This is a genomic window from Acinetobacter sp. 742879, from assembly GCF_000588535.1.
Lineage (GTDB): Bacteria > Pseudomonadota > Gammaproteobacteria > Pseudomonadales > Moraxellaceae > Acinetobacter > Acinetobacter pittii.
On sequence record NZ_JFYC01000022.1, the window covers coordinates 36,740 to 48,746 of the forward strand.

Genomic DNA, 12,007 nt, shown 5'->3' on the forward strand with positions numbered 1-12,007 from the left:
AATTCTTAGGGCTTTGTTTAACAGGAAGATAAATAAGAAATAAAAACTATTACTAGTTAACTATTTCCCACCAACACCCTCAAATATTTTTAGCTAATTCTTTTGCCAAACATTGTTCATGCCACGTGGTTTGAAAATTTTCGACAGCTTTTGACTTAATAAGAGGGTCTTCAAATAACTTTGAAGAATATGCAGATTTGATAAGCTCTTGATAAAGTTGTTTGGCTTGTTGCTCTTCAAGATGATTGGCGATGTCATGTAACTCTTTAGCTGGCACTTCATGTTGTCTAGCATCCATTACGCCACTCGCTGCTTTTTTCACAGTTTCACAGTAATGAAGTTCCATTGCTTCTGATGCTGCATAACATTGAATTGAAACTGCGCTTATAAAGAGGAATATAAATCTCATAATCTCACCTTAATTTGACGCGCAAGGTTATCAACTAATCTCTGCAAATTTAAGTTAAAAAAGGTTATTTTTGTTTTCTCTTCTTTTATTTCACCTTTTGCACTTCAGTATTAGAAGCTCTCAGCACTGTTCCATCTGCCGCGACTGGTGCCATAAATGGAATTTGTTGTCCTGTAGTTTTATCAATTAACAAAGAATGTCGCTCTCCACTTTCAAATAGGTTCTGCTCTCCCCATTGTCGTAGAGCCACAATCACTGGGAACAAACTCTCCCCTTTAGCGGTCAATACATATTCTTGATAAGCCGTGCCATCTGAAGCATCTTGCATTTCAAGAACACCAGCATCCACTAGTTTTTTTAGTCGGTCAGAAAGAATATTTCGCGCAACACCTAAGCTGCGCTGGAAATCTCCAAAACGGCGCATTCCATCAAAAGCATCACGCACAATGAGCAATGACCAGCGATCTCCGATTAGATTGACGCAACGTGCAACAGGACAAGGTTCATCTTTTAACAATGTAGAGTTCGTCATTGAGTTTCCTTACCAATCATCAGTAACAAGTTATCTAGTTGCATTTTAAAACTAGTCGATCTAACATTCAACTAGTTGCATTTTAAAACTAGATTAAGTGAGTTTAGAGTTATGAAAGCTTCTCTTGCATCTTCAACTTCACACGCCAAAAGTGATAAACCGCTTTCAAGCATGCCTCGTGGTGTAATTTTGCTGTTTGCTATTGCAAGTGGTGCAAGCGTAGCAAATGTCTACTACGCACAGCCTTTGCTCGACATATTGGCAAGAGACTTTAATGTTAGTCATGCTGCCATTGGTGGGGTGGTTACAGCCACTCAAATCGGTTGTGCCCTAGCTTTAATATTTTTAGTGCCGTTAGGTGATTTGGTAAATCGGCGTTGGTTAATGGCTCTACAGTTACTTGCCTTAATATCTGCATTGCTCGTGGTTGGCTTTGCTCATTCTACGATTATTCTTTTGGCAGGAATGCTTGCGGTAGGTTTACTCGGCACAGCCACGACTCAAGGGCTTATTGCCTATGCTGCGAGTGCTGCTCTCCCACATGAGCAAGGCCATGTGGTCGGTACTGCACAAAGTGGTGTGTTCATTGGTTTACTGCTTGCCCGTGTATTTTCAGGGGGAATAAGTGATGTGGCTGGTTGGCGCGGCGTGTACTTTTGCGCAGCCATCATCATGCTCATGATTGCATTGCCGCTTTGGAAACGTCTCCCTCATTTAAATATTCAACCTAGTGCCATGCGCTACCCGCAGCTTCTGGCTTCTATGCTAAAACTACTACGCCAAGAAAAAGTGCTCCAAGTGCGCGGTGTGTTAGCTTTACTCATGTTCGCCGCATTTAATATTTTTTGGAGCGCATTGGTACTGCCGTTAAGTGCCCCGCCTTATAGCTTCTCGCATACTGTAATTGGGTCTTTTGGACTCGTCGGAGTTGTAGGTGCTCTGGCTGCTGCACGTGCAGGTTACTGGGCCGACCGTGGATATGCTCAGCGCACAAGCTTGGCAGCACTGTTAATGTTACTGCTCGCATGGGGCACACTTTCACTCATGGCCTACTCACTCTGGGCAGTCGTGATTGGAATCGTATTACTAGACTTAGGCGGGCAAGCTTTACATGTGACCAACCAGAGTATGATTTTTCGTACTCGTCCAGAAGCGCATAGCCGTCTTGTTGGTCTGTACATGCTCTTTTATGCAGTAGGTAGCGGATTGGGTGCAATCAGCACAACAGAGACTTATGCTTATGCAGGGTGGCTTGGCGTGTGTGCCCTCGGTGCAGGTGTAAGTTTCTTGGCCCTATTATTTTGGAGGATGACACGCCATATCGTGCCTCAAATCACTCATGAAAAAGATAACAATATACAAATAAATAAAATATAATAATTCAAAGTTTTATAAGCCTATGAATAAGAAAGTTTAGTCTTTAAATCTTAAGTTCGAGCGGTAATAGAATGAAATCTTCTTTAACAATCTAAAGATTGATATACAACTTTAGACAATTACTATCAAATATATGCAAATCCCTATAGGAACAAAATTGGGTATTAATAATAAATTGCTTTACACGGTTGTATTTGCCCTTGTTGCAGGATGCCACCAGCAAGAAGCAAACGACAGTACAAATGCTGTGAAACTCCCAGCCTATCAGTACGATGGTTTCTCTGGTTCAGCACGCTTAAAAGGAAATTTGGAGTTAAAGCAAGGATGTCTTTATGTGAAAGATATACTCATTGTCTTTCCAGAACATAGCGCTCAGTGGGATGCTGAAAAAAACACTTTAAGTTACAAAGGTCAGCAGATCGGCTTAGGGGGCATATTAGATATTGCTGGAGGTATTGGTAATTTTGAGCAAGACAATCTACGCATTAAACATTTGAGTCCCATGTGTGATCATCAGAATATTTGGTTTGCTGGATAATCTTTTGTGAAGAGTATGAGTAAAAAAGCCCCCCTATGGGAGCCTTTTCAAAATACTTTAAATGCCGTGATTTATGGCTTTAAACTTCACTCGGATTAATCTCTGACGTTAATCTTTGCAAATCATGACCCGATGGTGCTTGGTAAACACGTAAACCAAATTCAGGAAGAATCGCAATTAAATGATCGAAAATATCAGACTGAATGGCCTCATAGGAAACCCATGCAATCGTGTTGGTAAATGCATAAATCTCTAACGGCAAACCTTGGCTGGTCGGTTGTAACTGACGAACAATAATAGTTTGATTTTGAGCAATGCCCTTGTGCTGACGCAAGTAAAATTCAACATAGGCCCTAAATGTACCAATATTGGTTAGACGGCGCTTGTTGTAACGAGATTGATTGCTTAAATGCTTATTGAATTCTTCAATTTCAGAGTTCTTTGCATTTAAGTATTGATCTAACAATAAAAAGTCTTTGAGCTTTTGTTGCTCTTCATCACTCATGAAATGAACGCTACTTTGATCTATAAAAAGTGAACGCTTCATTCGACGGCAACCCGAGTTGCTCATACCGCGCCAGTTTTTAAATGTATCGGTCACGAGCTTATTGGTTGGAATGGTGGTATAGGTTTTATCAAAGTTTTGAACAGTCACGGTATGCAGTGAAATATCAATTACATCACCATCTGCATTGAGTGATGGCATTTCAATCCAGTCCCCAATACGCACCATGTCATAAGAGGCAATTTGTACACTCGCCACCAAAGACAAAATAGTGTTTTGGAAAACCAGCATTAATACCGCTGCCATTGCACCAAAACCTGCAAGTAAAGTGAACACATCCTTTTTAAGGAAGGTTCCCAAAATCATGAGGCCACAGACAACAAATAAAATGAGTTTAACCAGTTGTAAGTAACCTTTAATCGGTTTGTTTCTAGATTTTGGATTACGCTGATAAATAAGATTAAAAATATTTAACAGCTCGCTGACCGTAAGCGCGAGTGTAAGAAAAATGAATGCTTGCGCCGCCATCTCTACAAAAGCAATGAACTTTGGAGATAGATGAGGAACCGTTGCAATACCATTCATAATCACAACAGCAGGAACAATATTTGCAAATTTCTTTATAACGCTATGCTGAGCAAAAATAGACTGATTTGGTGATTTGAGTTTTGTGACTAAATGTCGAACGCCCCGAACAATAATGCGTTTGGCAATAAAATTTGCAATAGCTGCAAATAAAATCAAAATCGTGAGTGAAACCAACATTTCTAGCCAAGGATATTGACTTAACTCACCCCGAATATCACGGAAAAAATTTAAAAAATCCAAACCTATACACCTTTAAAATTTCTTTTGTAGAATTTTAGGGGTTAAGAACGTTTCTCATAAGGTTTGTTTACATATGTAGTCATAAATACAACAACTAAGTTATATACCCTGCCCAAATTTAATTATGATCCGTTAATTTTTAAGCTTCATCTGCTTATGTTTCAGACCAATTATATAAACTAGATCGGGCTTATCAGTTCATTTAGAATAATCCGTTAAACGAATAACTCTGGTTTGAGTGAGTGAAATTTTCTGATTTTTTAACTTTTATTGGAACAGTCTGGTTTAGCTTATTGTTTATCTATATTGCTTGGACATTTTTTCTTAAAAGTCAGGTTCAAAGATTTTTGATTTATAAACGAGGAAAGATGACTTCTGCCGAGGTCGTATATTTTCAAGACTCATTAGCTAAGGTGCAATATCGCCCTTTATGTTATATCAAATTGAAATTTCAAACTGAGCAAGGCCAAGTCATTACTGAAAATCTAAAGGTGCTTATTGCTAAACAAGATCAACATAAATATAAAGTGGGTAGTATTATCAAAATTAAATATGACCCTAAAAATTTAAAGAATATTTCGATATTGGGCGAGGTCATGCTTTAAATCATTAGAGATTATTTAAAAAGTACGATAAACCTTGAGGTGCGCGTCCATTTAAACGACTACTTGTAGTTACTCGAACCAGATTACTCCAAGTAATATTACAACAATGCTTGATCAATTTTTTGATTAAAGACACGTCTTCATGACATGAAATAGGCTCAAAGCCACCGACCAAAAGATAGACCTCTGCACTAAAACTTAAATTTGCCCCGTGAATATGCTCGTGGTCCATCTGATCTTTATAGTGCGCTAAATATTTTTGCTGTTTCGTTATAGAGAGATGACTAAAATCGTCTAGCGTTACAGTACCGCAAATTGCATCTGTTGGTTGGTGCTGGATTTGATAGCGCAGCCAATCAGGACTCACCACGGTGTCTGCATCGGTACATGCAATCCAAGTTACACCACGCCCGATTAAATGACGGATTCCTAAATCCCTCGCCTTGCCGACACATGCATAGTTGCATTCAATCCAGTTAATGGGATGGCTTTGGACAATCAACCGCGACTGGTCTGTACAGCTATCGAGTACAACAAGCACTTCTACCTCATAACCACTAATGTTATCTATGGCGACCTGAATAGATTGCAGACAGGCCGATAGATAATACTCTTCGTTATGCGCTGGAATGACGATACCTATTTTCATCTTAGTTTTTCCTGCTGTGCTAAAGAGGAAGTGTTCGCCGTCCACAAATCAATCATAAAATCTGGATCGTTTAAACTGAGGTAGTGATGAAATGGAAAATGTTGCTGAAAAGCTTGATGGACTTGCTCTGCATTTAATTCAAAATCTTGAATTTCATGGCGCCAGTGACAACACAGAACCTCACCATCATCATTTAAACTATGCTTTAACTTTTCAATAAACTGATGCAATTCATCTGCCGATAAGTAATAAGCCATCTCACTAATTAAAATCAGGTCAAACTTTTGAATTGAGTAGTCTTCGGGTATTTTCCTGTTCTCAACCACAACATGCTCAAATTCTTTTAAACGCTCGGACGCCAATTGAACAGCACGCTCAGAGACATCTATACACACCAACTCCTCAGCTCTTTGCGCCAAATGAAAACTTAAATGTCCATTTGAACAGCCGACTTCTAGCACCTTTGGGTAGCGGGGTTTTGTCAGCAGCGAGAGACAAATTTGTCTTTTACGAGCTTCATACCAATGAAAGTCGTAGCCCCATGGATCACTGTTATGACGATATAAATCTTCAAAGTACACGCGAGAATGAATCACTCAAATAAACCTCATAAGGCATTAAAAGACGATTAATCGCACTTGGAGATAGCACTGCGGCATTCCCCGTGCTTTCATCTGCTTCTAGTTGGGTTTTAAACTGCAAAATTGCTTGATGTTTTTTAGTTAGCTGTTCTTGTGTTAAGGAAAATGCTTTTGCTTGATGCCAATCAATGCGTGGGTCTAAAGGCTCTGCCCAATGCCAAGCCCAGATTAATACGTGTAAACATAGTAGTTGCTTAGCAGTTGCATACGCTTGTACGGTTTTACCCACTGCTTCATGATCTGGGTGACCATCAAATTCATAGCTACAAATCAGAATATCGTCGGCTTGAATTAACTTGTCTAAACTCTGCCGCAGTTGATCGGTTTGCAAATGGATCTGGCCATCTAACAAATTAAGCTCTATATGCTCGGTTGACTCTGCTACACCTAGACAATTTAAGGCTGCCAAGCTTTCTTGCGGACGAAGAATATTGAGCTGATCTGGAGGATATTTTGTAGAGTTAGGATGACTTTGGGTGCCGTTACTTACCGCTAACACCAAAATCTTGCAGTTCAGTGCAATGAGCTGCTGCATTAATCCGCCACAGCCAAGTACTTCATCATCAGGATGTGGAGCGACAATCACCACTCTTTTTGAGCGAAATAGCTCAAGATCTAAAGCTGCTAACGGTTGTTCTTTAAATGCCTTTAACCATTGTTCTTTGGCTGTCCCCTCACCAAAAATAACGCGGTCTTCAACCAAAGGATGTTTTAAAGTTCCCATAGGCTTTGCTCCGACACACAGAGTTCTGCAATTTGTTCATAGTCAAAAGCAGCATGACTTTGCCTTATAAACACAGGCAGATCAGCCATGAGCTGAGCAAATGTCGCATCTTCACAAAAAGGACGAGCACCCAAAGCTTTCCCTACTCGCTCAATAACGCTGAGGCAGCATTGTTCTGTTTGAGCACGTAATATGCGTATTTCCCGCTCATGACTTAGCATTGCTTTCTGGTCTATGAGCTCGGCCACATATTGAAAATATTGCTTGGTGATTTCTAGCTGCTGAGCGACCTCACCTAAATATAATTTTTTATAAGGATTCGGATTTGCCTGACAGCTTTCTTGCAAAAAGTTAGCTAGACGCACGGCGGCACCATACCAACAGGCCGCAACACCTGCTGCGCCATGCCAAAAACCTGGGCGTTTTAAATAACTATTTGGCTGACCAATCAATTTAATAGGGGTATTTTTAAAAGTTACTTGTGCAGTCTGTGTCGCATGCATGCCTACAGCGTGCCAGTGGCTTAAATCGGTTGTAATGGATGGATGACTTAAGCCAACAATACAAAGCTGCGCCTGCCCTTGCTGATCTTTATAACTTATTAAAGCTTTTTCAATGAATTCAGCACCAGAGCACCAAGGTTTTATGCCATTACAAAGATTGTCTTTTATTTGCAATGGTGCTGGTCCACCGTCTGCTGCCCAAACTGCCCAAGTCTGGTCATCTATTTCTTGTTGATAACCCAATTCATTTAAAATGCTTAAAGCATCACAATGAGACTCAAAAAGCTTGGCTAGACTTAAGTCGACTCCAGCAATCTGCGCAAAAAGTTGCCAACGTTGATAGGTTTGACCCGAAGCTGGATGAGGCAAATTTTGAGTGAAATTTACAAGTTGAAAAAGTAAATTTATACGAAGCTTACTTTTATCTTCAGCTAGGGCAGCTTCAAATTCACTCAAACTGCTCAGTATCGTCATGTTTATAGGTATTTTAATATTCATTGCAAATAATTATTTATAAGACTTAACCCAACCATAACTAAAGATTTCTGTTTAGATAAACATATAAATTGTAATAAAAAGAAAAATATTATTAGTTTTATATCTAATTATTTCATTGTTACTCAAATATCACGATTAAGTGAACTTATAATCCGATCATGTAAGGTTTATTAAAAACTCAACATTTAATCGATTATTTAAAGTAGTTTAGTTCTTACCGTTTTTCTATTTCCAAAGAAGAGGTCTAAAATGAACACTTTAAATATTAATGATATTAAAAAACACGCAGATGTTATTGCTTCTTGTGGCACCAAAGTAGGAACTGTCGACCATCTTGATGGCGAGAACCAACTCAAACTCACCCGAGATGAAAGTGGCCAACATCACCTCATTCCTACTGGATGGATTGGGGAGGTAAAAGAAGACCAAGTTATTCTGAATAAAAACTCAGAAGAAGTTAAAGATCAGTGGCAAGCGATCTAAACTTCTAAGCTAGCTAGTTTTAGCTAGATTAAAATAAAATAAATTTATAATTAAAAATTTAAATTATAAAAACCAAAGCTCCTTTTTATTAAGGAGCTTTTTTTATTCTCCTCATATTTAAAATAAAAAAGCTTACCCTCGTGTTGTGTTAAATATACCCAATCTTTAACAGAGCTGCTTTTATCTCTATAAACCTTTTTGAGGCTCATTTTGTCCCTTAAGCACATGGTGATCGATTTTACTTAATGCTAAAAATTGTCCATTCGCATTAAATGAATAATTATGAATAGGGTGACGTATATGATCACAGGGAATCATCAGCTTAAAGCAAGAAAAGTCCATTTCGATTTTACCGAATCATCGGTCTGTTGGATGCCGAATGATCCGCTATGCTCACATGTCGCCAATGGCATCAACATGCTCTTGCCGGCTGGTGAGTTTTGGTTTTGCCGTGTATTTAATAAAACCCTGCCCTTAATTACCGATGAAGCACTAAAACAAGAAGTGATTGGATTTGTCCGCCAAGAAGCTGCTCATGCACGTGCGCATGAAAAAGCACAAGACTTCTTACGTGAAAATGGTTACGACATTCAAGAAACACTCAACCGTGCCCATTTTGTTTTTAATATTTTGTTGGGTGACAAACCTCTAGGCATACCATTTTTAAAAGGCGAAAAGCTTGATGAATATTGGTTACTTTTCCGAGTAGGCGTGATTGCTGCAATCGAGCACTTTACGGGAACCATTGGTCAATGGACACTCGACAGTAAGACGTGGGACCAAGCCGACCCTGCCATGGCAGATTTATTCCGTTGGCATTTGGCTGAAGAAGTTGAACATCGATGTGTTGCTTACGATTTATTTGAGCATCTCTTAACAAACAAATTTGGTTTTTATGTGTCGCGCCAAGTGATTATGGCGGCGGTTTTCCCACTGTTTATTTACTTCCTTGCTGACTTTGCCCGTAGTTTAGGTAAGCAAGATTTAGAGCATGAAGATATTCAAAAATTGATGCGCCGTGGCTACTTCAAAATTATTCGTGAATTTGAAAAAACCGCAACTCGCTCAGACAACTTACCGACCATTAAATTTTTGTGGAAAGCGACGTTAAGATGGGTTTCTCCAAAATTTAACCCAATTCATGAGGGAGACACCGAGCAAGCTTTAGCTTATATGGCTCGCTCGCCTGCGGTTCAATATTTTGAAGGTATGGCACAGGCTGCAAAACCTGTGTAATCAAGCTAAGCGCTTATTTCAATACAAAGTAAAGCCTCTTTTTGAGAGGCTTTCTTTCGTTTAAGTGTTATCTAAACCGACACAGATTAAAAAGAAACAATCGAACTAGCGCGCTTTCATCAATGCTGTTTTTTTCAAAAAGTCGGAACATCGCCCCGTCAATCATACATAAAAACATGTAAGCGTCTTCGACTGAGGCGGTAGTTTTAACGGTTAAAAGTAGTTTATAAATTTCATTGATGAGCCAAGTTCGGTACTCAATCGTAACGCCATAGGCCTTGGGATAGACTCTTTTAATTTCAAACAATGCCTTAAAGGGTAAATGATATGGCCCTTCTAAACTCGCATGTAAAAAGTAAATTTGCTTAAGTTTATCCAGCACCATGAGTTCATTGTAAGAATAGAGAATGGAAAACACTTTGTCTTTTAGCGTGTCTTTTTGGAAACTAATACACCTCTCGATTAGCCGTTCTTTTGAGTGAAAGGCATTATAAAAAGTGGCTTTGGAAACTTTGGCTTCACTAATAATTCGGTCGACACCAACTTTATGAAACCCATATTGATTAAATAAGTCTTTTGCTACGTGAAGCACTTTTAATGCTTTAAAGGAAGATTGTAAATTTGGCATAGATATACCGCTTAAAATAATTTTTTGTTGTATGTAAATGAGATAGAAATGCCGTCACTCTTAAAATGAGTGCTAAAAACAGGCATGCAAAAGCCGCACAAAATGGCGTGCTGACCTATCTCAAGTTTTATAGTTGCTGTGTTTTAGATTCTTAAGGTGTAGAAAACCTAGAGTCGATTGAACCGCTTTATAGATTGCTCGAGTGGTATGAATAGAGAGACTTTGGCAAAAGCCAATAAAGAAGAAATAGTACGCATAGCGGACTCCTTTGGGTATAAAGAAGCTTCACCACATTACTGTCAAATAATGGTGGCGAAACGAGAGAAGGTTGACAGACTGATACCCAAAAGATCAGCACACCCGAAGGTGTCCCCCTCCCGTTCTGAACTGCACCCCATAAGTTAGACTTTTAAAACTTATGAGGTGTGCTCTATGCCAATTCCGAAGCATTCAAAAGAGTTAAAATTAAAAGTCATTCAAGCTTATTTAGAGGGAAGTAAAGGATATAAAATCCTTTCACAAGAATTTAATGTAGATCTCCAAACCATCCGCTTATGGATTGAAAACTATAAGGCACAAGGTGAAGATGGCCTGAATGTTAAAACTAAAAAAACCTACTACTCTTCCGAATTTAAAATCAAGGCTGTACAAATGCTTCTTGATAAGATACCGGTAAGAGAAGTTAGAAGACGGTTAAATCTGAGCGGGACGTCAATTTTAAGAAGGTGGCTAGCTCAGTATCATAAAGAAGGGATTGCTGGGTTTAATACCACGAGGATTTATACCAATATGCTTAAACAAGATAAAACTAAAATAACCAAGTCTGTAAAAGATGACAAAGATAAATCTCAGCAGGAGCTCATTGATGAAGTGACCGCTTTACGAGCAGAGGTTGCCTTTTTAAAAAAGCTAAAAGCCTTAAAACTGAAGCAACGTACCTAAATTCAATTTCTACTGCAGACAGTGTTCAAGTTATTTCAGAATTAAGGCAAATTTATCCATTAAAGCTCTTACTCAGTATTGCCAAGATCGCTCGTAGTACTTATTTCTATCACATGAAAGCTGTACGCTCTAAGGATAAATATACTGAGTTAAAACAGCAGATCAAGTCCATATATCACAAGCATAAGGGATGCTATGGCTATCGTAGAATTACTCTTGCTCTGAAAAGTACAGGAATAATAATCAACCATAAATGTGTATATCGTCTTATGAAAACTATGGGACTTAAATCACGTATCAGAGCACTAAAATATCGCTCATATAAAAGTGGTTGTGTCGGGATGGTGGCCGATAACATTATGCAACGGCAATTTAAAGCGAACCGTCCCAACCAGAAATGGGCAACTGATGTGACGGAATTTAATGTTAACGGTGAAAAACTTTATCTATCACCAATTATAGATTTATTTAATGGGGAAATTATTACCTTCCGGATCCAACGTAAACTCAATTATGAGTTAGTGAAAGATATGCTCATTCATGCTTTAGCTAAACTTAAGCGACATGAGAAACCAATTCTCCATTCAGATCAAGGATGGCAATATCAAATGGCTCATTATCAACAGCAATTAAAGCAACATGGTTTAATTCAAAGTATGTCTCGTAAAGGAAATTGCTTAGATAATGCTGTAATAGAAAGCTTCTTTGGAATATTAAAATCGGAGTGCTTTCATGGTGAAAAATTTCAATCAACTGATGAGTTAGAGAAAACTATACGAGAGTACATTCATTATTATAATCATGAGAGAATCAAGGTGAAGCTACAAGGTTTATCCCCTGTACAATATAGAAACCAGTTTTTAAAAACTGCTTAACTAACTGTCCAACTTTATGGGGTCAGATCATTCC

The 12,007-nt window shown here is 38.7% G+C and carries 15 protein-coding genes; 7 read left to right on the forward strand and 8 right to left on the reverse strand.

What is annotated here, in order from left to right; translation table 11 throughout:
- Positions 1–79 precede the first annotated feature (79 nt).
- Both J690_RS21940 and J690_RS21945 read right to left on the reverse strand, forming a co-directional pair.
- Complete coding sequence (locus tag J690_RS21940; RefSeq protein WP_002118302.1) at positions 80–409, reverse strand: hypothetical protein; 330 nt, start codon at positions 407–409, stop codon at positions 80–82.
- Positions 410–494: 85 nt separating this feature from the next.
- On the reverse strand, positions 495–941 hold the full coding sequence (locus tag J690_RS21945; protein WP_032038430.1) for a winged helix-turn-helix transcriptional regulator: 447 nt from the start codon (positions 939–941) through the stop codon (positions 495–497).
- A 111-nt stretch (positions 942–1,052) separates the two neighbouring features.
- Here J690_RS21945 and J690_RS21950 point away from each other — a divergent pair, with 111 nt between their 5' ends.
- Both J690_RS21950 and J690_RS21955 read left to right on the forward strand, forming a co-directional pair.
- Positions 1,053–2,318 (forward strand): MFS transporter, encoded by a 1,266-nt coding sequence (locus J690_RS21950; RefSeq protein ID WP_032038433.1) that lies wholly within the window; start codon positions 1,053–1,055, stop codon positions 2,316–2,318.
- Between the two features lie 133 nt (positions 2,319–2,451).
- A complete protein-coding gene (locus J690_RS21955; RefSeq protein ID WP_032038435.1) occupies positions 2,452–2,856 on the forward strand; it encodes a hypothetical protein in 405 nt (134 codons plus the stop codon).
- A gap of 79 nt (positions 2,857–2,935) precedes the next feature.
- On the opposite strand, the gene J690_RS21960 is transcribed toward J690_RS21955, so the two are convergent.
- Entirely contained in the window at positions 2,936–4,189 is a 1,254-nt protein-coding gene (locus J690_RS21960) for a mechanosensitive ion channel family protein (protein ID WP_032038438.1), read from the reverse strand.
- 242 nt (positions 4,190–4,431) lie between these two features.
- On the opposite strand from J690_RS21960, the gene J690_RS0104785 reads away from it, so the two are divergent.
- Positions 4,432–4,794 carry a DUF3592 domain-containing protein gene (locus J690_RS0104785; RefSeq protein WP_019767884.1) on the forward strand — a complete coding sequence of 121 codons (363 nt, stop codon included), beginning with the start codon at positions 4,432–4,434 and terminating at the stop codon, positions 4,792–4,794.
- 4 nt (positions 4,795–4,798) lie between these two features.
- Here J690_RS0104785 and J690_RS21965 read toward each other — a convergent pair whose 3' ends face one another.
- From J690_RS21965 to J690_RS21975, 4 genes are read right to left on the reverse strand one after another with little or no spacing between them, the layout of a single operon-like run.
- Positions 4,799–5,443: a glycosyltransferase family 2 protein gene (locus J690_RS21965; RefSeq protein ID WP_032038441.1), complete on the reverse strand. Its 645-nt coding sequence runs from the start codon at positions 5,441–5,443 to the stop codon at positions 4,799–4,801.
- Positions 5,440–6,039 carry a class I SAM-dependent methyltransferase gene (locus J690_RS0104790; RefSeq protein ID WP_032038444.1) on the reverse strand — a complete coding sequence of 200 codons (600 nt, stop codon included), beginning with the start codon at positions 6,037–6,039 and terminating at the stop codon, positions 5,440–5,442. The genes J690_RS21965 and J690_RS0104790 overlap by 4 nt, the downstream gene beginning before the upstream one ends.
- Positions 6,014–6,808: a PIG-L deacetylase family protein gene (locus J690_RS21970; protein ID WP_032038446.1), complete on the reverse strand. Its 795-nt coding sequence runs from the start codon at positions 6,806–6,808 to the stop codon at positions 6,014–6,016. The genes J690_RS0104790 and J690_RS21970 overlap by 26 nt, the downstream gene beginning before the upstream one ends.
- Positions 6,796–7,809 carry an acyl-CoA dehydrogenase family protein gene (locus J690_RS21975; protein ID WP_050688069.1) on the reverse strand — a complete coding sequence of 338 codons (1,014 nt, stop codon included), beginning with the start codon at positions 7,807–7,809 and terminating at the stop codon, positions 6,796–6,798. Before J690_RS21975 ends, J690_RS21970 begins: the two co-directional genes overlap by 13 nt.
- A 249-nt stretch (positions 7,810–8,058) precedes the next feature.
- Here J690_RS21975 and J690_RS21980 point away from each other — a divergent pair, with 249 nt between their 5' ends.
- Together J690_RS21980 and J690_RS21985 are read left to right on the forward strand one after the other, a co-directional pair.
- Entirely contained in the window at positions 8,059–8,292 is a 234-nt protein-coding gene (locus J690_RS21980) for a DUF2171 domain-containing protein (protein WP_002113991.1), read from the forward strand.
- A 300-nt stretch (positions 8,293–8,592) separates the two neighbouring features.
- The gene (locus tag J690_RS21985; RefSeq protein WP_032038452.1) at positions 8,593–9,528 is read left to right on the forward strand and encodes a metal-dependent hydrolase; all 936 of its coding nucleotides are present in this window, start codon (positions 8,593–8,595) and stop codon (positions 9,526–9,528) included.
- A gap of 67 nt (positions 9,529–9,595) precedes the next feature.
- Here the strand turns inward: J690_RS21985 and J690_RS21990 are convergent, their stop codons facing one another.
- Positions 9,596–10,156 (reverse strand): TetR/AcrR family transcriptional regulator, encoded by a 561-nt coding sequence (locus J690_RS21990; RefSeq protein WP_032038454.1) that lies wholly within the window; start codon positions 10,154–10,156, stop codon positions 9,596–9,598.
- 432 nt (positions 10,157–10,588) lie between these two features.
- Between J690_RS21990 and J690_RS24845 the strand changes: the two genes are divergently transcribed.
- The gene (locus J690_RS24845; RefSeq protein WP_002120495.1) at positions 10,589–11,098 is read left to right on the forward strand and encodes a helix-turn-helix domain-containing protein; all 510 of its coding nucleotides are present in this window, start codon (positions 10,589–10,591) and stop codon (positions 11,096–11,098) included.
- 32 nt (positions 11,099–11,130) lie between these two features.
- Complete coding sequence (locus J690_RS24850; protein WP_230445321.1) at positions 11,131–11,973, forward strand: IS3 family transposase; 843 nt, start codon at positions 11,131–11,133, stop codon at positions 11,971–11,973.
- The last annotated feature ends 34 nt before the right edge of the window (positions 11,974–12,007 follow it).

Bases quoted from the DNA above. Each gene is read 5' to 3' on its own strand.
- J690_RS21940 (WP_002118302.1), bottom strand. From the start codon at position 409: ATGAGATTTATATTCCTCTTTATAAGCGCAGTTTCAATTCAATGTTAT.
- J690_RS21945 (WP_032038430.1), bottom strand. From the start codon at position 941: ATGACGAACTCTACATTGTTAAAAGATGAACCTTGTCCTGTTGCACGT.
- J690_RS21950 (WP_032038433.1), top strand. From the start codon at position 1,053: ATGAAAGCTTCTCTTGCATCTTCAACTTCACACGCCAAAAGTGATAAA.
- J690_RS21955 (WP_032038435.1), top strand. From the start codon at position 2,452: ATGCAAATCCCTATAGGAACAAAATTGGGTATTAATAATAAATTGCTT.
- J690_RS21965 (WP_032038441.1), bottom strand. From the start codon at position 5,443: ATGAAAATAGGTATCGTCATTCCAGCGCATAACGAAGAGTATTATCTA.
- J690_RS21970 (WP_032038446.1), bottom strand. From the start codon at position 6,808: ATGGGAACTTTAAAACATCCTTTGGTTGAAGACCGCGTTATTTTTGGT.
- J690_RS21975 (WP_050688069.1), bottom strand. From the start codon at position 7,809: ATGAATATTAAAATACCTATAAACATGACGATACTGAGCAGTTTGAGT.
- J690_RS21980 (WP_002113991.1), top strand. From the start codon at position 8,059: ATGAACACTTTAAATATTAATGATATTAAAAAACACGCAGATGTTATT.
- J690_RS21985 (WP_032038452.1), top strand. From the start codon at position 8,593: ATGATCACAGGGAATCATCAGCTTAAAGCAAGAAAAGTCCATTTCGAT.
- J690_RS21990 (WP_032038454.1), bottom strand. From the start codon at position 10,156: ATGCCAAATTTACAATCTTCCTTTAAAGCATTAAAAGTGCTTCACGTA.
- J690_RS24845 (WP_002120495.1), top strand. From the start codon at position 10,589: ATGCCAATTCCGAAGCATTCAAAAGAGTTAAAATTAAAAGTCATTCAA.